Genomic DNA, 18,251 nt, shown 5'->3' on the forward strand with positions numbered 1-18,251 from the left:
GGAAGAGGATGGACGTTATCCAGACAAATTCGTTAACGAAAACGTACGATGGAAAAGGCGGCATCTCAGATGTGACGCTTTCTGTAGGGGAAGGGATTGTGTATGGTTTTTTAGGGCCGAATGGTTCTGGAAAAAGCACTTTCGTTCGTACGCTTCTTGGCTTGCTGCAGCCGACAAGCGGGGAAGGGTACATTCTCGGGGAACCGATCGGGACGACAAAATCGAGGGAACAGGTAGGTTATCTTCCGGAGCTGTTTCGCTACCCGGATTGGCTGACAGGCAAGCAGTTATTGGAAAGCCATGCCGATCTGTGTAAAATCCCGGTCCGCCAACGAAACAAACGAATTGAAGAGGTCATAGAGCTAGTAGGAATGACCGGAAGAGACAATGGCCGGATAAGCGGTTTTTCAAAAGGCATGTCTCAACGGATCGGCCTCGCTTGCGCGATATTAAACGACCCGAAGGTGATTTTTTTGGATGAGCCCACTTCTGCACTGGATCCGATCGGGCGCAAAGATGTCCGCGATCTCATGGTTTATCTGCGTGATCAAGGCAAAACAGTTTTCTTGAACAGCCATTTGTTATATGAAGTGGAATCGGTGTGCGACCACGTGTCGATTGTCCACCAAGGAGAAATGATTGCACAAGGGCCTTGGAGAGAATTGATGATGACCGAAGCGCAAGTTGAAATTGTAACAGAAGGGTCTATAAGTGCCCCGTTTCCTCCGTTCATCACTGATTACCAAAAAGGCAAAGCGGAGGAAGGGCGTACACGGTGGGTGGTCCAGCTGGAAACCGAAAAGGATATACCTAAAATCCTTCACCATTTATCTTCCAGGCATATTGACGTCTATGAAGTAAAACCGATCAATCCTCATTTAGAAGATGTTTTCATGCATTGGGTAAACCGGAAAAAGGAGAGCGCTTATGTGGACAATCAGTAAATTGACATTTAAAGAAATCGTATCAAAGCGGATCTTTATGATCACAATCGTTATGACGCTCATTTTTCTGGCTCTTTATGGAACGGCTATCTATTTTGCTGGAAAGGAAGGAGCGGAGGTTGGAGACGGTGGCCAAGGAACAGAAGCGATTTTGCTGCAGCAGTTTGTCTCTTCACAGCTTTTAGGGGTCGGCCTTTATTTTTCATCTTTTATTACAGCTTTGCTGGCGATATTGTCCAGTGTCAGTACAATTTCCGGGGAAGTGTCAAGCCACCAAATCGATACGTGGTTGATGCGCCCGATTTCCAGATCCCAATTCGTGTTAGGAAAGTTTATGGGTTTAGCCTTTCTGATGATTGCCTATGCGGTCTGCCTGTTTTTTAGCATCATCCTTTTGCATCAAGGGATTGGCACAGACTGGATGGCATTGAACCTCCAACCCATGCAATTGATAAAAGCGGTAAGCGTATTTGCGATACAACCGTTTGTTTTGATAGCGTTCGGGCTCTTATTAAGCACGCGCATGACCACATTAAATGCAGGGATTGTGTCAATTATGCTGTATGGAGCCGCCTTTATCGGAGGCTTTATAGAACAATTTGGCGCACTGGTTGAGAAAACAAGTCTCGTAAACATCGGGATCATCATGAGCTTGGTTTTTCCAATCGATTCAATGTACCGGAAAATGACCATTTTGCTATTTGATACGGCGGATAATCCACTGTCACTCGCACAAGGCGGAATGTTCACAAGTATCTCCACCCCAGGCAATGTGATGGTTTGGTATGCGGTGCTATACGGCGTAGTTGCCGTGATTTTGGCCATTTACAGCTTTAAAAACCGCGATGTGTGAATAGGCGAAAGCTCTCTGTTCCAACCATTGGCGCAGATTCCCTTAAAGACAGTAATTCAGGTTTAGAAAATAAGCCTTTTCGTTGTATACGGGTATGGTAAAGTTGGAAAGTATCGCAGACGTGAAAAAAAGAAATGGATTTTTACAGTTGGCTGGATATAAGCATTAAGGACGGTGGTATAAAAGATGGACTTTGAAACGGTTATGAGGGAACTTGAAGCGTTGGGCAAGGAACGGACGAAAAAAAGGTACTTATCCAATGGCGCACATGAGCCGCTTTTTGGCGTAGCTATAGGGGCTATGAAGCCGATCGCAAAGAAAATAAAAATTGATCAACGGTTAGCTGAGGAACTCTATGCTACAGGGAACTACGATGCCATGTATTTTGCGGGCATCATTGCAGACCCGAACGCTATGACACAATCGGATTATGACCGCTGGATGGATGGCGCCTATTTTTTTATGCTGTCTGATTATGTAGTGGCAGTCACTTTATCTGAGTCGGACATTGCTCAAGAGGTAGCCGATAACTGGATTGCCAGCGGCGAGGAGCTGAAAATGTCGGCGGGGTGGAGCTGTTACTGTTGGCTTTTAGGAAATCGCCGGGACGGCGAATTCTCTGAAAGCAAGATTTCAGATATGCTCGATACAGTGAAAAATACAATCCATGATGCACCAGAGCGGACGAAATCCGCTATGAATAATTTCCTGTACACTGTTGGGATTTCCTATATCCCATTAAACACAAAGGCGATTGAGACTGCAGCAGAAATAGGGGCAGTAGAGATCAAGGGAGCAGAGAAAAAAAGCAGCTTCTTGAATGCTTACGAAAGCATCCAAAAAGACATGGATAAAGGAAGATTAGGCTTCAAACGCAAGTATGTAAGATGTTAGCATATCGCTTTGCATAAGGGAGTTGCGCTTTAAGTGCGAGCAGAGAGTTGAAAAGGGGAATAGCTTTTCAGCCAAAATTAGAGAGGGCGCAGAATTCGCCCTCTCTTTTTATCGGGGATCAAGACGATAAGAGATTGCTCTCGGTCTGCTAAACTGTACTGGGCAATTCCGGAGAATCGATTGCTAACGGCTTGCGTTCAATTAATGATGGTGATGGGCATGCGGCGGTTCATTTTTCGCCGTACAGAGAATGGAGTTGTCGTGTTTGTGTGCAACAGATTCCATTTGAATTGTCACATGCGTAATTCCTTTATGCTCAAGGCTATGTTCGATAAGGTGCAGGATGTTTTCGCTTTCTGCAATCGTAAGATGATTGTCGATAACTGCATGGCAGGATAGAGCATTCAGGCCGCTTGTAATGCACCAGATATGCAGGTCGTGGACACCTTGGATTCCTTTTGTTTTTTTGATCGTTTGAAGAATGTCATTAACATCGATATTTTGTGGCGTTCCTTCCATTAATACATGAACAGATGCTTTTATTACAAAATAACCGCTTCTTAAGACAAGGAGGGCGACGATGACGCTTGCCAATGGATCTGCCCATCCCCAGCCGAAGAACATCATCAGCAATGCAGCTGAAATGGCACCTACTGAACCGAGCATATCGCTGAGCACATGCAGATAAGCGCCACGCATATTCAAATTCTCATGTGTGTCTCCACCCCGCATCATAATCCAGGCGACAAGAATATTGACCGCCAAACCGATGGCGCTGACAATCAGCATGCCTGTTGTTGCCACTTCCGGCGGGTTTGAGAACCGGTCAATTGCTTCATAGAAAATATAAAGAGCCACAAGAATTAAAGTGACGCCGTTTACGACAGCAGCAAGAATTTCAAAACGCTTATAGCCATATGTGTTGCTGGGGCTTGCTGCTTTTTCAGCAAGTTTGAAGGCGACAAGGGCAATCGCTAATGAGATGGAGTCACTTAGCATATGCCCGGCATCTGACAACAGCGCAAGGCTATTCGTCAAGAAGCCCCCGATTGCCTCAATGATCATATAACTTGTAATGATGATAAATGAAACCATTAAAACTTTTTTGTTGGCACCGTGAGTATGGTTATGACTATGGTCATGAGCCATTCCAATCCCCCCTTAAGCTTTCCTGGATTTTATAGCCTCTTCTATCACTTTTTTAAAAAGCGCGGCAAATAGCGCTTAATGATGAGCCGCATGCTCAATGGCTTGAGTCAGCAGATTCATGATATGGTCATCGTCTTTGGAATAATACAATGTTGTCCCGGCTCTTCTATACTTTACCAAGCGCAGCTGTTTTAAAAAGCGTAATTGATGGGACACGGTAGACTGGCTTAAATCCAGTTTCTCTGCAATGCCATTGACGGAATGTTCAGCTGAACAAAGCAAGTTCAAAATGCGTATTCGGGTCGGGTCGCTTAATGCTTTGAACGTTTGGGATACCACAAATAAGGTTTCTTCATCTAACTGCCGCTCTGCTTCAAAATGGTCTTCTTCTTTTTCAAAATCCTGCTTCATTTTGCGGCACCTCCGATTATCAGTCCATAGATTTTCTTTAAACTATATATGAACATATATTCATATATAAAGTATATGCCTCTTGTCCAAGGCCCGTCAAGCGAATGCTGAAAAGGTTTTCTTCTTGTTTATTTATTCATAACCGCGATTTCCGGTTTTAATTGAAAACAGCGTGCACCCGAAAAGATGCACGCTGTTTTTCTTATTCTTTTACGCGCAAAAGCCGTAAACTATTTAATGCGACCAGAAGAGTAGCTCCCATATCGGATAAAATGGCAATCCAAAGGGTCAGCCAACCAGGGATGACCAGCAGCAGCGCAAACACTTTGATGCCGATTGCAAAAGCGATGTTCGCTTTGATGACATTCAAGGATTTCCGGCTCAATTTCACGGTGAAGGGCAGCTTGCTCAAATCATCGCCCATTAACGCGACATCAGCTGTTTCCAGCGCTGTATCGGTTCCGGCTCCGCCCATGGCAATTCCGACTGTAGAAGCGGCAAGTGCCGGGGCATCGTTCACGCCATCTCCGACCATCGCGACCTTGCCATACTCGGCTCTTAATCGTTTGATAAAGTCCAATTTATCTTCGGGCATCAGTTCTGCCCGGATTTCAGAGACGCCCACCTGCTGGCCAATGGCATTTCCGGTTCCTTTGTTGTCACCCGTCAGCATGATTGTCTTCTTAATGCCTATTTGATGCAGTTTCTGGATAATTTCCTTGCTTGAATCCCGGACTTCATCGGCCACGGCAATAAAAGCCAATATTTCTTTTTGCGTCCCGATGATCATCGCTGTCTTTCCCTGATTTTGGAGGACGGACACGATTTGTTCCAGGCTGCTATCGCCACTCGCGGCGCCAAGCTCGTTGAACAGCACCGGGCTGCCGATATAATACGTAGTTCCATTCACCGTGCCTTTGATTCCTTTGCCGGTGATGGAAGAGAAATTTTCGACCGGTACATCGGAATAGCGAATGTTTTCTTCATCCGCTTTTTTCATGATGGCGGATGCAAGGGGATGTTGGGAACGATACTCCAAGGCTGTCACGATGGAGAGAAGTTCTTTTTCATCAGCCAGTTTGTCGATTAGTTCAAAGTCGGTCACAACCGGAACCCCTTTAGTGAGGGTGCCGGTCTTATCAAAGGCGATGGCTTTGAGTGTGCCCATCTCCTCCAAATAGATGCCGCCTTTTATCAGAACCCCTTTTTTCGCTGCGTTCCCGATAGCGGAAACAATGGAAATTGGCGTGGAAATGACCAAGGCGCAAGGGCATCCCACTACCAATACCGCGAGCCCTTGATAGACCCAGGTTTCCCAGCTGGCATCAAACAAAAGGGGAGGGACAATGGCGACCAGTGCTGCAACCACCATAATGATCGGTGTATAGTACTTGGCAAATTTATCGATGAACGCTTGTGAAGGTGCCCGTTCGCCTTGCGCTTCCTCGACCAGGTGAATGATTTTCGCAATGGTTGTATCTTCTACTAATTTGGTGATTTTGACTTCAAGCAAACCTTCTTCATTTAATGTGCCGGCAAAGACTTCATCGTTCACTGTTTTGGCCACCGGAACAGATTCTCCGGTAATTGCCGCCTGATTGACTGCCGAGTAACCATTGGCCACTACGCCGTCCATCGCGATTTTCTGCCCGGGCCTTACGATCATTGTGTCCCCAAGAGCAATGTCCTCGACATGGATCATCATTTCTTGTCCATTCCGGCGGACGAGTGCTTCTTTCGGTGCAATATCCATCAAGGAGCGGATCGATTGTCTGGCCTGGTCCATGGAATAGCGTTCCAGCGCTTCGCTGATAGCAAAAAGAATGACCACAATGGAAGCTTCCGCCCATTCGCCAATGATCGCAGCCCCAATGACTGCCACTGTCATAAGGGTCTTCATATCAAAATCAAGGCGCGCCAAGTTCTGAAACCCAACTTTAAAGAGTGAGAATCCCCCGATGACAATAGCCCCCATAAACAGAAGGGACGTCATCAAGTTTTCTTCGCCGTTCACAAATTGGGAAATGTAACCGAAGACGATCAACAGGGAAGAGTAGAGCAGCACGCTGTGTTTTTGATAAAAAGGCACTTTGTCCTCTTTTGAGGCTGGCGCGTTTTCACTTTTTGCCCCATGTCCGCTTTGTCTGCCAACCGTTTCGGGAATCACCTTCAGGTTTTCAAAAGCACCGGCTTTTTCCAGCTCTTGAACCGTGGCAGCCCCTTGAACGGAAAGTTTCGAAGCTCCAAAATTCACTTTTGCGTCTTGGACCCCCGGAAGAGATTTAACGTTTTTCTCGAATTTCCCGGCGCAATTGGCACAGCTGAAACCTTCTATACGATAGGTGCTCTTGGCTTCATCTGGCACTTTAGCTGGTGAGGCTGCAGGGCGTCTCGTTTTTTCCGGGGCAACTTTCAAGTTTTCGAAGGCGCCGGCTTTTTCCAGTTCCTCAACAGTCGCTTCGCCGAAAACTGAAATCTTCGAAGCCCCAAAATTCACTTGGGCGTCTTGCACACCAGGAAGGCTTTTGACGTTCTTCTCGAATTTTCCGGCGCAATTGGCACAGGAAAACCCTTGAACCCGGTAGACTGTTTTCTCCTCTGGTATTTTCGCTTTTTCAACCAATTTCAACACCCTCCTTCTGATGGGTGAAGGCCACTTGCACCAAATGTTTCACATGTTCATCATCCAATGAATAATAAACCAATTTCCCTTCTTTGCTGTATTTGGCTAAGCCCATATTTTTTAACAGCCGAAGGTGATAGGACGCAGTTGCAATTGTAGAGCCGATGATATTGGCGACATCGCAGACGCATAGTTTGTCTTCCAGTGATAACGCATAAGCAATTTTGATTCTCGTATCGTCAGACAGCGCTTTGAAAATTTTCGCAACTTCCAACGGATTTTGTTCCGAAAGCTGTTGCTGGACTCTTTCTACTTTTTCTCCGTCCACACACAAAATTTCGCACGTATCTTTGCTCATCGTATCTTCTCCTTTTGGTCCATTGGATTTTTCCGGAAACCTTTTTTCTATAGAATGACTAAGATGGCAATCCGCTTCAGCGGCACCCATTCCTCTATGTAAAACAAATAAATAGCTTTTCGTATAAATCAACATTCAAACGAACGTTTGATTATTGTAAGTGTATAAATATTCTGGCTAAATGTCAATTGAACATTCAAACAAGCGTTTAAATGTTGTACTCCGCAGTGCCGGATTTGCTGTTTTGACAGGATTTTTATGGTCTAAAAGAGAATGGGAGTAAAAGGCCATTTATATGTAAAGGATGAAGTTCAGATGAAGGTTACTTTTATTGCGGCAATGGATAAAAATCGAGTTATTGGCAAAGATAACGACATTCCTTGGAGAATTCCAAGGGATTGGGAATATGTGAAAGAAACCACCGAAGGGCACTCGATAATTTTAGGGAGAAGAAATTTCGAATCTATCGGAAGAGCCCTGCCAAAGAGAAGAAATATTGTACTGACAAGAAACCCGGATTTTTGGTGCAAGGGCTGCGAAATTGCCCACTCCATTCAAGAAGTCTTTGGATTATGTAAAAATGAACAGGAAATCTTCATCTTTGGCGGGGAAGAAATCTATAGAGCCTTTTTGCCCTACGCAGAAAAAATGCACATCACCAGGATTGATCATGAATTTGAAGGTGACACATTTTTCCCGGAAGTAGACTTTTCGCAATGGACAGAAGTGTCGGTTAAGAAAGGCATTCGGGACAGTGAAAATCCATATGCCTATTCTTTTCATGTGTACGAAAGCCGATTATCGGACCACGAATAAAAGGAGGTGGATTCTCCTGAAAAAACTATATTCAATCTTTTCAGCAATTTTCTTTGCATTAATGATTTTGCCGCTTGCTCTTCCATATTCTCCTGGAATTTTCAATCTTTTAGAAGCTATCATGAACCTCAACTTCTATTTGCCGCTCATTCTTGGGGCAGCAGGAATTATTCTGGGATTCATAGGAGTGAAAGGAAATGTGAGGTTATACCTCGTTCTATTTCATGCCGTGGGTTTAGGTTTTTACATACTGGTTGCTTTTGCGGCTGTATTTGGATTTAAAGAACCTTGAATGCAAGTCGAAGCAAAATCATGAAATAGCAAGAGGAGAGGGTATGCGGCTGAAGTAATATCAGAGACACTGGATTTGCTTTTGATAAGTTAGCCCTTTCGGCAGTAGTTGCTGAAACACAAACTGAGAATCTGCCTTCTTGTAGGCTTTGGGATAGGTAAGGGATGGAATTGGATCGAATGATATTCAGATTTGGAGCCGAACAAGCAATTTATATTAGCCATCAGAAATAAGCTGAATTCTATAGAAACAATTGCTTTGACAAAAGCAATAAAGTTTAATATGATACGGGTATAGGGTATGTTGAATCGGGAGGTTCGGTAAATGGAAAAAACGATGAAGTCTACAGTACAGCCAAACAAGCAGCAGCTTTTGAATCGGCTGAAGCGTATTGAAGGCCAGGTTCGCGGCGTTCATCAAATGGTGGAAAATGATCGTTATTGTGTGGATATCTTGCACCAGGTCAGTGCTATCCAGTCAGCAATGAACAAAGTATCATTGGCTCTTTTGGAAGATCATACTCATCATTGTGTAGCGAAAGCCATTAAGGAAAACAAAGGCGAAGAAGCGATCAGCGAACTGATGGACGTTATGAAAACTATGACAAAATAAACTCTGGAACAAAACAGTTGAAATACCCTTTTGGGGTATGTTAGATTGGAAGAAAATAGATACTGGGAGGCAAAAACAATGAATGAAACATTAAAAGTGCAAGGCATGTCTTGCGGACACTGTGTAAATGCAGTTGAATCGAGTGTAGGCGAACTTCAAGGCGTATCATCTGTAAAAGTGGACCTTGAAAAAGGCGAAGTGGCAGTTGAATATGACACTAGCAAAACATCATTGAATGAGATTCAGGAAACTATTGAAGACCAAGGGTATGACGTTGTATAAGAGTGCTTTTGCAGCACTCTCTATTTTTAAATGAATTATACCCCCGGGTAGTATGTGGGAGGAGGAGAGCTTTATGGCTGCGGAAGTAAAAGAAGCAAATTTTCAGATCATCGGCATGACGTGTGCCGCATGTGCTGTACGGATTGAAAAAGGGATCAACAAAATGGAAGGTGTCGAGAAAGCGAACGTCAACTTGGCACTTGAAAAGTCATCCATTCAATACGATCCATCGAAACTTAGCGAAGCCGATTTTGAAAAGAAAATCGAAGCGCTAGGCTACGGAGTCGTAAAACAGAAAGCTGAATTTGATATTACTGGTATGACGTGCGCAGCGTGCGCAACGCGGATTGAAAAAGGGCTGAATAAACTGGGCGGGGTTGCAACTGCAAACGTCAATTTGGCGCTTGAAAAAGCCACCGTCGAGTTTAATCCATCTGAGGTAGATGCTGCAGACATTATTGCAAAAGTCGAGAAACTGGGTTACGGAGCGCATCAAAAGCAAGAAGACGATAAAAAGGTGGATTACCGGGAAAAAGCCATCCAAGACCAGAAACGGAAATTTATCGTCTCGGCAATTTTGTCGTTGCCGTTATTGTGGACGATGCTCGGCCACTTTTCATTTACATCGTTTTTGTATGTTCCCGATTTCCTCATGAACCCGTGGGTCCAGATGTTGCTGGCGACACCGGTTCAGTTCATAATCGGAAAACAATTTTATGGCGGAGCTTATAAAGCCCTTCGCAATGGCAGTGCGAATATGGATGTGCTGGTCGTGCTGGGAACGTCGGCTGCCTATTTTTACAGTGTCTATCAAGCGATTGTGACCTCGGGAACGCATCACAGTCCACAGCTGTATTTTGAAACAAGTGCGGTGTTGATCACCCTTATTATTTTAGGGAAATTGTTTGAAGCGAAAGCAAAAGGCCGTTCATCGGAAGCGATAAAAAAATTAATGGGCCTTCAGGCGAAAACAGCAATTGTGGTGCGCAATGGAATTGAACAAATAGTGCCATTGGAAGAGGTCGTAATCAATGACACCATATTAGTCAAACCGGGTGAAAAAATTCCGGTCGATGGGGAAGTACTGGAAGGGACGACAGCGGTTGATGAGTCGATGCTGACGGGTGAAAGTTTACCGGTGGACAAAGCTGCGGGCGATGTTCTATACGGAGCGACGATCAACAGCAACGGCTTCATTCACATGAAGGCCACTAAAGTAGGACGTGATACGGCGCTAGCCCATATCATTAAAGTGGTGGAAGACGCGCAAGGGACAAAAGCGCCGATTCAGCGATTGGCAGATAAAATTTCAGGCATCTTTGTCCCGATCGTTGTCGGCATTGCCATACTCACATTTTTGGTTTGGTATATCTGGGTGGATCCGGGCAATTTTACCCCGGCACTTGAAGTGCTGATCGCGGTGCTTGTCATTGCTTGTCCATGTGCACTCGGGCTGGCAACTCCGACTTCCATTATGGCGGGTTCGGGCCGGTCAGCAGAAATGGGTATCTTGTTCAAAGGCGGCGAGCATTTAGAGCAGACCCAGAGCATTGATACGGTAGTCATCGACAAAACCGGTACAGTGACGCACGGGAAACCTGAGCTGACAGATATTTTGCCGGCAAACGGCCAGGATGAAGAAAAGTTCTTATCACTTATTGGCGCAGCGGAAAAACAATCTGAGCATCCGTTAGCCCAAGCCATCGTCCAAGGCATTCAGGAAAAAGGCGTCGAACTTGGCAAGGTGCAGTATTTTGAAGCGATTCCAGGATACGGCGTGCAAGCGACAGTTTCCGGGCAAGGCGTTATTATCGGAACCCGCAAACTCATGCAACAATATGGAATCGATATTGAGCCGGTTCTGCCAGCGATGGAAGCTCTAGAGAGCAAAGGCAAAACAGCGATGCTTGCTGCCATCAATGGTGAGTATGCAGGCATGGTGGCTGTAGCGGATACCATTAAGGAGACCTCCCGGGAAGCAGTGCGCCGCTTACAGGAAATGAATATCCGAGTCATCATGATGACGGGGGATAACGAGCGGACAGCCCAAGCAATTGGCAAAGAGGTGGGGGTTGACGCAGTGATTGCGGAAGTGCTTCCGGAAGGCAAAGCTGAAGAAGTGAAGAAACTTCAGCAGCAAGGCAAAAAAGTGGCGATGGTCGGCGACGGCATCAACGATGCACCGGCTCTTGCTACAGCCGATGTCGGCATGGCAATCGGCACCGGTACCGATGTGGCGATGGAAGCGGCAGATATCACATTGATCCGCGGCGACCTCAACAGCATTGCCGAAGCGATTCTTATGAGCCGCAAAACGATGCGCAATATCAAGCAAAACCTGTTTTGGGCATTCGCCTATAACACACTTGGGATTCCGATTGCCGCAATCGGATTGCTTGCCCCTTGGCTTGCCGGTGCGGCGATGGCATTCAGCTCTGTATCGGTTGTCTTGAACGCACTGCGGCTGCAGCGGGTAAAACTGGAAAAGTAAAAGAACTGAGGTATGGTTCGTGCTCTGACTCAGGAAATAGCATACAACCATAAAAAAAACAGCCGACCGGATTTTCCAGGTCGGCTGTTTTTTGTTATTTGATGCGAAGTTCTGTCGCTTTATCGAAGAAATGGGCTTTGCTCATGTCGAACGCCAAGTCAAGCGACTGGCCAGTTTCCACGTTGAAACGTGAATCGACGCGTGCCACGAAATCTTGAGACGCTACTTGAGAATAAAGGATGATTTCCGCACCCATCAATTCAGCAACTTCGATTTTTGCGCGGAATTTTGTCTCCGGCGAAACATCAAGGAATACCGGTTCATCGTGAATGTCTTCAGGGCGTACGCCAAGTACAATTTCTTTGCCTTCGAAACCTTGCTTACGCAAGTTTTCCACTTTGCCTTGCGGCACAAGGATTTTCTGGTCGCCCATCACAAAGTAGTTGCCTTCAAGTTTACCGAAGAAGAAGTTCATCGCCGGTGAACCGATGAAGCTGGCTACGAACATGTTGTCCGGCAAGTCGTATACTTCTTTCGGAGTTCCCACTTGCTGGATAAAGCCTGCTTTCATAACAACAAGGCGCGTTGCCATTGTCATCGCTTCTGTCTGGTCATGCGTTACGTAGACAGTGGTTGTCTGCAGGCGTTGGTGAAGCTTTTGGATTTCTGCGCGCATCTGAACACGCAATTTCGCATCCAAGTTGGAAAGCGGCTCATCCATCAAGAACACTTCCGCGTCGCGGACGATGGCGCGTCCAAGTGCCACACGCTGACGCTGACCGCCGGATAACGCTTTTGGCTTGCGGTACAGATATTCTTCAAGGTTCAGGATGCGTGCCGCGTTGTCGACGCGTTTTTTGATTTCGTCTTTTTTCATCTTGCGCAATTTCAATGAAAACGCCATGTTGTCATAGACGTTCATATGCGGGTACAAAGCGTAGTTCTGGAACACCATTGCGATATCGCGGTCTTTCGGCGAAACATCGTTTACGCGTTTTTCGCCGATGTACAAATCGCCGTCCGTAATGTCTTCAAGGCCTGCGATCATGCGGAGCGTTGTCGATTTCCCGCAGCCGGATGGGCCGACGAGCACGAGAAATTCCTTATCTCGGATCTCCAAGTTGAAGTCTTGCACGGACACTACGCCTTTATCGTATTCTTTACGGATGTTCACTAAATTTAATCCAGCCATTCTATTCCCCTCCAATTATGTAAGTGCTTTCATTTTCTGCTTCTAGCATACAATTTTCCGACAATTAACGTAATGGTAAACATGCACAAATAATTTGCCCTTCCTTGGTGCATGTTTACGAAAAGCGGGAAGATCTTACTTTTTGGCAAGCATCGCCAAATAAACCGGCATGGCCTGATGGAATTGGCGCACGTCAATGCCTGTCTTTTCAAAAAAGCGGTCCAGCCGGTATTGCAGGCTGTTGCGGTGCAAATGCAGCTCTTTTGCAGTCTCCGATATATTCAGGTTGCTGTGGACGAACGTTTCCAACATTTTCAGCGTATCTTCATCATCGATAAATTCTTGCAGTACGTTTTTTACGAGCTGCTGGCGGAATGCCAGATCTGTCTGGTCAATCAGTAGATAAGGCACCGCGTCAATATAGGTAATGACGGTCTTGTCCGAATAGGCAAACGCTTTTTTCGCGTCGCTTATGACGGAACGATAATACGGCTGGATGGACTCGAAGCCTTTCCGGAAAGGGCCGATAAAAAAGGTGATTTTCACATAGAGGTCGCTCATTAAAATATCAATCATCTGCTCATAGGAAGGGGTGTCTTCGCTTGTGCTCTCTTCTTCGATAATGATTCCTTCAAATTCGTTCTCCCAGAGAATCGGCACTGGTTTCTCAAACAATTCCTGAATGGCCTCATGAAAAAAAACTGGGGTGATCTGGTTTTTGTTAATCGAAAAGTAAATAAACCGGTAAGGGATGGCTGATGGAAAAGTGAATGGAGGATGCTCTTCTGCCTGGTCGATCGCTTTTTTCCATCGTCGTTCCTCGTCCGTCATCGGCGGGAAGTTTATATTGTAAGGCGATAAAAAAGCATTTAGCATCGCTTGATCTTTCTCGGTCAGTTCTGTCTGATGGATGCCGATGATATCGTTGTTTCCGCTTATAAACCATTTATAGCTTGCATCTAGCGCACCGTCCTCGGTCGTATAAATGAGGAGGGAAGGAAAGAGTTTGCGCAATTGCTCGATCATTAAATCACTTCTTTCTGGATTGGTGCTTCTAATAATCTATTTTCCCATAGCGGAAACTGCTCCGTCTATTGATAATGCAATAAAAGTGCAGAAAAAAACGGATTGCCCGAACGGCAATCCGTTTTTCTTTGGGATTATTTTCTTTTTAAAGAGCCTGCGGTGCCGATTCAACTAATTTTTCCGTGCAGGAGCTGGAGCGGTAAGCAGGGAAAAATTCTTCATCAGTTCCGGCTCCTGCCATTTCGCAAAGCTCCGAATAAACTGCCTCGTTCCAGACTTTTTGGCCGATATGGAATTTAAATTCCGTATTTTGGCCAAACTTCTTCTTAAACAGGTACAGCGAATCGTCAGGATTGTTGGTTGTACCGCCGCCTGCGTGGACAAGGTCAGCTCCATTTTTCTTGCCCCACTCAGCAATCGCAAAGGTCATGACATATACAGGAGACAGGTGGTGGAAATCTTCAAGCGTGCCGGAAAGATGGGTATGGATCAAGTTGTTGTAATAAAAATGCAGCTCTGCTCCGATGACCTGTTCTTCATAGACCGCTTCGACAAGCACGATATGTTCGCCGAAAAACTCAAGGCAACGGGAAAAATAGCTATCATCAAAATAATAAAACGAATCGGCGCCAATCCGTTTCATAGTCGCATAGTAAAGTTCCTTGAAAGTATCCAAATTATCCGGTTTTCTCGTTATCCGGCATTCAAGCCCTTCCCGAAGCGCCTTCCTTATGCTTTTTCGAGTGGATTTGGAGAATTCCGATTGAACCGGATCCTCATAATCCTTAAGGTTTGTGCCAACAGTGTTCCGCATGAATTTCACTTTGTAGCAGCTTTCAAAATCCTCTGCGTTTTTGAGTATCGGGTGAAAACGTATAAACTCGCTGACAATCCGATGTTCTTGGCAATATTGATAAAAGGCTTTGTGAAATTCCTCGATAAGCTGAGTTTTGTTTTCAGTTTTGCAAGATGTGATTAGAGGGCCGCCATAGCCATACGGCGTGATAATGTCAAAGTAATTTTCACCTTGGACTGTCTGTGGAATCTTACGCTTAATGAAAAGATGTTTGACTGTGCCAAGCGGATGGCTGAAATTAAAAATTTCGCATTTGCCATTTTCGAGATTTTCATAAAGTTTGCCGTATTCTTCTTCAAAAAAAATATCCATCATTTTAAAACCTCTTTTCTTTGGTAGTCCATTGTTTAAATAATATGTTGAATGAATGATTTTCAACGTTTCCTCCGAGCATTTACGTATAGGGTCCGATAACCGCTATCGTGTTTCCAGTTGAATTGTCTGTGATGCAGGAAATGACAGAAGCTAATTTCGTTATTTTTTATTTCCCCGCTTGTTGCCTTTATCAACGGGATGGGCAAAGGAGGATGTTCTTTGAAGTATTTATGTACGTGCTTATCCCCTAATCCATTTAGAGTGACTTTTTCGTTTTGATGGGTATAAACCAGTTGCACGCCATAACCGTGATTGATAAAACACGTGATAATCACTTTTGGATTGTGAAAATTGGAGTGCCTTGCCATGCTTTTACTTTGTCCATAACATAGCAAACCGTAATGCTTTGGCTGGAATAGCTGCCCACAGGTTTAACGGTTTCCGGAAATTCCAGTTTTGTCACAATCTCTTTGATCAAGTCGCCATCAAGTTAGGAATCTTCAATCTCTGGAACGCTGTAGTTTTTGCACCGTTCACTGATTCTTAAAATATTATTTTTGCCCTAAATAAGGGAAGCTTCTATAACTATCAGCAAATGGAAAATAAACGTTAAATATCTATGAAATTTAGATTACTACTATAAAACTAACAACTCTAAAAGAGAGTGTCAATGATAATATCTGAATTTTACAATTAATTAGATTTTTTGAAGGGGGAGAAAGCTGTTTTTTCATGACTAGGTTAGTATTTCTGTGAAACATCGAAGTTTGCTTTGGACGTAAGAAAATAAAAAATTGTTTTAACCAGTTTTTAACCAGGTGCTATTATGATTAACCTAAATTATAGGTAAGTTATTTAGCTGAAACAGCCAAGGGAGGAAGTACTAAATGAAAGTTATTACCAAAACAACTGTCCCGGATATCTTTTTTGCTCCTGAATGGGGGAAAGCTTATGAAAGTCACGATCATGGAGAAATGCGTATTTTTGAAGTGAAAAATGAGTTGGGGCATATTTATTATTCTTTTATTTTAAGAGCAATCCCTATTCCGGTCGGCGCAGTCCGTTACTATGATACAATCACTTCTTTCGGATTAAGCGGCCCCATCATTCTTGACTGCATCCCAGGGAAGAAGAGAGAATTAGCTGCTGTATTTGATAAGGAATTCCAGCAGTATTGCAAGGAAAACAACATCGTATCCGAGTATGTCCGGTTTAATTCCTGGTTAAATAATGCAACTGATTTTGAAGATGTATATTGTATGGATAACCGGGGAATCGTCATGTACGTTGACTTGACTGTTGAAGACTATTTTATGCAGGAATTTAAATCCTGCACGCGCCAGCAAGTCAGACGGGCACTGAAGAACAACGTGGAAATTGAATATGATTATACTGGCGCCAGCGTCAAGGAATTCCATCGTCTTTATATGATCATGGCAAAGAAAAACAACATTCCGGAACATTATATGTTCTCGGAAGAATTGCTTGCGGAATCATTCAAGCATCTTGAAGGGAAACAATTTATCGTCTACGCGAAATATGAAGGGCAATACATTTCAGGTGCAATTTATCTGCACCACGAAGATTACCTCCACTATCACCTGGCGGCAAACGATCCGGACTTCTTCAATGTCGCCGGCAATAGCCTGGTTTTGAATGAAGGCTGCCGGTGGGGAGTGGAGCACGGGAAAAAACAACTGCATCTGGGTGGCGCTTCGACTGAGCCGCTATACCGGTTCAAACGAGGTTTTACCAAAACCGAGCCGCTTGCCATCCTTACCGGAAAAAAAGTGAGAAATCCAGAAGTCTACGAGTGGCTGACATATTATAAGCAAAGTACGGATGCAGAAGCTGATCCCGGTTATTTTCCTGCTTATAGAGGGTAGGGGCGCAGTGTCTCGATAAGATATATTTCCGCCGGAGCGGCCCCATCGTTGTTTCTTTTGGAATGGAGCATGTCGAGCTTCACTTCAACAGGAAGATGCTTGGACAAAAGCCATAGAGCGAACAAAGAGCGATTCCGGAATACCGGAATCGCTCTTTGTATGCGAAACTTCCCGGAAAACTTATAATGAAGAAAAACGGAAGGCGGTGCAAGAGCGAGATGAAACTGTACAATGAATTGGCGGAGTGGTGGCCATGGATGTCGCCGCATACGGAGTACGAAGAAGAAGCTTCGCTATATTTGGAAATCATCCAGCGCTATCATCCGAACGTGAAGAGGGGGGTGGAGTTTGGGGCAGGCGGTGGAAGCAATGCGTTCTATTTGAAAAAGCATTTTTCTATGGTCTTGTCTGACTTGTCGCCCAAAATGCTGGACGTGAGCCGTCAGCTGAATCCGGATTGTAAGCATATTCAAGGCGATATGCGCACCATCAGCGCGGGTTCAGCGTTCGACTTGGTATTTATCCATGACGCGATCACCTACTTCACAGAAGAGGCCGATCTGCTCGCGGTTATGAAAAATGCAAAAACACATTTAAACGAAAACGGCATTTTGTTCATCATGACGGATCAGTTCAAAGAAACGTTTCGACCAGAAACAAGCCATGGAGGCATCGACAAGGACGGCCGGGGATTCCGGTATTTGGAATGGACCGACGACAGCGATCCTGAAGACTGCGTGACTGAAACGGAATACCTCTATATGATGAAAAGTGAAGAAGGCGAGATTTTCAGGGAGTCCGACAGTTCCCGTTCCGGACTGTTTTCTATGGCTATATGGGAAAAGCTGCTCGCTTCAGCCGGTTTTAAAGCGACATTCGAACGTATCCACTATACGACGGAGACCGGAATTTACTATGGAATTGTCGCGGAGCAACTTTCAGCGGAGTAGGAGATCGGCCATTACGCTTTGTTCAAAAAACTGCCGCAATACAAGTTTTCAGGCCTTTTGAACAAGCATTAACAATTTATGGTGATGAGGGGGTGCAAAAGCTCTTTATATCGTTCCTCTTCTTAATTCAGCGAAGAAAACCTTGTACTCCTGCCTCTGCTTTTAGCCAATAGAACTTCGCCTAATATTGGTGTGAAAAAGGACGGCTAAACAAAGAAAAAAGGCAGCCCATTGATGAACTGCCTTGTCCAGCTTGTTGAGAAAGTAAACGTTGTATGAGCGAGCATCCCTTAGCCGATAG

At 44.8% G+C, this 18,251-nt stretch carries 16 protein-coding genes; 9 read left to right on the forward strand and 7 right to left on the reverse strand.

Annotated features, from left to right (window positions below; genetic code table 11):
* The first annotated feature begins 8 nt into the window (after positions 1 to 8).
* The 3 genes from FQV28_RS14835 to FQV28_RS14845 all read left to right on the forward strand — a co-directional run bounded on the left by FQV28_RS14835 (position 9) and on the right by FQV28_RS14845 (position 2,691).
* The gene (locus FQV28_RS14835) at positions 9 to 944 is read left to right on the forward strand and encodes an ABC transporter ATP-binding protein (protein WP_146497278.1); all 936 of its coding nucleotides are present in this window, start codon (positions 9 to 11) and stop codon (positions 942 to 944) included.
* Positions 928 to 1,797 carry an ABC transporter permease subunit gene (locus FQV28_RS14840; protein ID WP_146497279.1) on the forward strand — a complete coding sequence of 290 codons (870 nt, stop codon included), beginning with the start codon at positions 928 to 930 and terminating at the stop codon, positions 1,795 to 1,797. Before FQV28_RS14835 ends, FQV28_RS14840 begins: the two co-directional genes overlap by 17 nt.
* Positions 1,798 to 1,983: 186 nt before the next feature.
* Positions 1,984 to 2,691, forward strand: coding sequence for a DNA alkylation repair protein (locus tag FQV28_RS14845; RefSeq protein ID WP_146497280.1), 708 nt, complete (start codon positions 1,984 to 1,986; stop codon positions 2,689 to 2,691).
* A gap of 201 nt (positions 2,692 to 2,892) precedes the next feature.
* Here FQV28_RS14845 and FQV28_RS14850 read toward each other — a convergent pair whose 3' ends face one another.
* From FQV28_RS14850 to FQV28_RS14865, 4 genes are all read right to left on the reverse strand, one after another.
* On the reverse strand, positions 2,893 to 3,840 hold the full coding sequence (locus tag FQV28_RS14850; protein WP_146497281.1) for a cation diffusion facilitator family transporter: 948 nt from the start codon (positions 3,838 to 3,840) through the stop codon (positions 2,893 to 2,895).
* Positions 3,841 to 3,915: 75 nt separating this feature from the next.
* Positions 3,916 to 4,251: an ArsR/SmtB family transcription factor gene (locus tag FQV28_RS14855; RefSeq protein WP_146497282.1), complete on the reverse strand. Its 336-nt coding sequence runs from the start codon at positions 4,249 to 4,251 to the stop codon at positions 3,916 to 3,918.
* 202 nt (positions 4,252 to 4,453) lie between these two features.
* On the reverse strand, positions 4,454 to 6,874 hold the full coding sequence (locus tag FQV28_RS14860) for a heavy metal translocating P-type ATPase (RefSeq protein ID WP_304608787.1): 2,421 nt from the start codon (positions 6,872 to 6,874) through the stop codon (positions 4,454 to 4,456).
* A complete protein-coding gene (locus FQV28_RS14865) occupies positions 6,867 to 7,232 on the reverse strand; it encodes an ArsR/SmtB family transcription factor (RefSeq protein ID WP_146497284.1) in 366 nt (121 codons plus the stop codon). The genes FQV28_RS14860 and FQV28_RS14865 overlap by 8 nt, the downstream gene beginning before the upstream one ends.
* 315 nt (positions 7,233 to 7,547) lie before the next feature.
* Here FQV28_RS14865 and FQV28_RS14870 point away from each other — a divergent pair, with 315 nt between their 5' ends.
* The 4 genes from FQV28_RS14870 (at position 7,548) to FQV28_RS14885 (ending at position 11,725) form a co-directional block, all read left to right on the forward strand.
* Positions 7,548 to 8,048: a dihydrofolate reductase gene (locus FQV28_RS14870; protein WP_146497285.1), complete on the forward strand. Its 501-nt coding sequence runs from the start codon at positions 7,548 to 7,550 to the stop codon at positions 8,046 to 8,048.
* A gap of 616 nt (positions 8,049 to 8,664) precedes the next feature.
* Positions 8,665 to 8,952 carry a metal-sensitive transcriptional regulator gene (locus FQV28_RS14875; RefSeq protein WP_146497286.1) on the forward strand — a complete coding sequence of 96 codons (288 nt, stop codon included), beginning with the start codon at positions 8,665 to 8,667 and terminating at the stop codon, positions 8,950 to 8,952.
* 78 nt (positions 8,953 to 9,030) lie between these two features.
* Positions 9,031 to 9,234 carry a copper chaperone CopZ gene (gene copZ, locus FQV28_RS14880; protein ID WP_146497287.1) on the forward strand — a complete coding sequence of 68 codons (204 nt, stop codon included), beginning with the start codon at positions 9,031 to 9,033 and terminating at the stop codon, positions 9,232 to 9,234.
* A 73-nt stretch (positions 9,235 to 9,307) separates the two neighbouring features.
* Positions 9,308 to 11,725 (forward strand): heavy metal translocating P-type ATPase, encoded by a 2,418-nt coding sequence (locus FQV28_RS14885; RefSeq protein ID WP_146497288.1) that lies wholly within the window; start codon positions 9,308 to 9,310, stop codon positions 11,723 to 11,725.
* A 94-nt stretch (positions 11,726 to 11,819) separates the two neighbouring features.
* Here the strand turns inward: FQV28_RS14885 and FQV28_RS14890 are convergent, their stop codons facing one another.
* From FQV28_RS14890 to FQV28_RS14900, 3 genes are all read right to left on the reverse strand, one after another.
* Positions 11,820 to 12,917: an ABC transporter ATP-binding protein gene (locus FQV28_RS14890; RefSeq protein WP_146497289.1), complete on the reverse strand. Its 1,098-nt coding sequence runs from the start codon at positions 12,915 to 12,917 to the stop codon at positions 11,820 to 11,822.
* Positions 12,918 to 13,052: 135 nt separating this feature from the next.
* Positions 13,053 to 13,943 carry a PucR family transcriptional regulator gene (locus tag FQV28_RS14895; protein ID WP_146497290.1) on the reverse strand — a complete coding sequence of 297 codons (891 nt, stop codon included), beginning with the start codon at positions 13,941 to 13,943 and terminating at the stop codon, positions 13,053 to 13,055.
* A gap of 145 nt (positions 13,944 to 14,088) precedes the next feature.
* On the reverse strand, positions 14,089 to 15,114 hold the full coding sequence (locus tag FQV28_RS14900) for a GNAT family N-acetyltransferase (protein ID WP_146497291.1): 1,026 nt from the start codon (positions 15,112 to 15,114) through the stop codon (positions 14,089 to 14,091).
* 887 nt (positions 15,115 to 16,001) lie between these two features.
* Between FQV28_RS14900 and FQV28_RS14905 the strand changes: the two genes are divergently transcribed.
* Together FQV28_RS14905 and FQV28_RS14910 are read left to right on the forward strand one after the other, a co-directional pair.
* Positions 16,002 to 17,000: a GNAT family N-acetyltransferase gene (locus FQV28_RS14905; protein ID WP_146497292.1), complete on the forward strand. Its 999-nt coding sequence runs from the start codon at positions 16,002 to 16,004 to the stop codon at positions 16,998 to 17,000.
* Between the two features lie 218 nt (positions 17,001 to 17,218).
* Positions 17,219 to 17,950, forward strand: coding sequence for a class I SAM-dependent methyltransferase (locus tag FQV28_RS14910; RefSeq protein WP_146497293.1), 732 nt, complete (start codon positions 17,219 to 17,221; stop codon positions 17,948 to 17,950).
* The last annotated feature ends 301 nt before the right edge of the window (positions 17,951 to 18,251 follow it).

Source organism: Planomicrobium sp. CPCC 101079, from assembly GCF_007859275.1.
In the GTDB taxonomy this organism is placed as follows: domain Bacteria; phylum Bacillota; class Bacilli; order Bacillales_A; family Planococcaceae; genus Planococcus.

What these genes read in the sequence shown, in the direction of transcription:
- copZ (WP_146497287.1), top strand. Translation starts at nt 9,031, where the DNA reads ATGAATGAAACATTAAAAGTGCAAGGCATGTCTTGCGGACACTGTGTA.
- FQV28_RS14900 (WP_146497291.1), bottom strand. Translation starts at nt 15,114, where the DNA reads ATGATGGATATTTTTTTTGAAGAAGAATACGGCAAACTTTATGAAAAT.
- FQV28_RS14875 (WP_146497286.1), top strand. Translation starts at nt 8,665, where the DNA reads ATGGAAAAAACGATGAAGTCTACAGTACAGCCAAACAAGCAGCAGCTT.
- FQV28_RS14870 (WP_146497285.1), top strand. Translation starts at nt 7,548, where the DNA reads ATGAAGGTTACTTTTATTGCGGCAATGGATAAAAATCGAGTTATTGGC.
- FQV28_RS14905 (WP_146497292.1), top strand. Translation starts at nt 16,002, where the DNA reads ATGAAAGTTATTACCAAAACAACTGTCCCGGATATCTTTTTTGCTCCT.
- FQV28_RS14890 (WP_146497289.1), bottom strand. Translation starts at nt 12,917, where the DNA reads ATGGCTGGATTAAATTTAGTGAACATCCGTAAAGAATACGATAAAGGC.
- FQV28_RS14850 (WP_146497281.1), bottom strand. Translation starts at nt 3,840, where the DNA reads ATGGCTCATGACCATAGTCATAACCATACTCACGGTGCCAACAAAAAA.
- FQV28_RS14855 (WP_146497282.1), bottom strand. Translation starts at nt 4,251, where the DNA reads ATGAAGCAGGATTTTGAAAAAGAAGAAGACCATTTTGAAGCAGAGCGG.
- FQV28_RS14885 (WP_146497288.1), top strand. Translation starts at nt 9,308, where the DNA reads ATGGCTGCGGAAGTAAAAGAAGCAAATTTTCAGATCATCGGCATGACG.
- FQV28_RS14910 (WP_146497293.1), top strand. Translation starts at nt 17,219, where the DNA reads ATGAAACTGTACAATGAATTGGCGGAGTGGTGGCCATGGATGTCGCCG.
- FQV28_RS14840 (WP_146497279.1), top strand. Translation starts at nt 928, where the DNA reads ATGTGGACAATCAGTAAATTGACATTTAAAGAAATCGTATCAAAGCGG.
- FQV28_RS14865 (WP_146497284.1), bottom strand. Translation starts at nt 7,232, where the DNA reads ATGAGCAAAGATACGTGCGAAATTTTGTGTGTGGACGGAGAAAAAGTA.
- FQV28_RS14845 (WP_146497280.1), top strand. Translation starts at nt 1,984, where the DNA reads ATGGACTTTGAAACGGTTATGAGGGAACTTGAAGCGTTGGGCAAGGAA.
- FQV28_RS14895 (WP_146497290.1), bottom strand. Translation starts at nt 13,943, where the DNA reads ATGATCGAGCAATTGCGCAAACTCTTTCCTTCCCTCCTCATTTATACG.
- FQV28_RS14835 (WP_146497278.1), top strand. Translation starts at nt 9, where the DNA reads ATGGACGTTATCCAGACAAATTCGTTAACGAAAACGTACGATGGAAAA.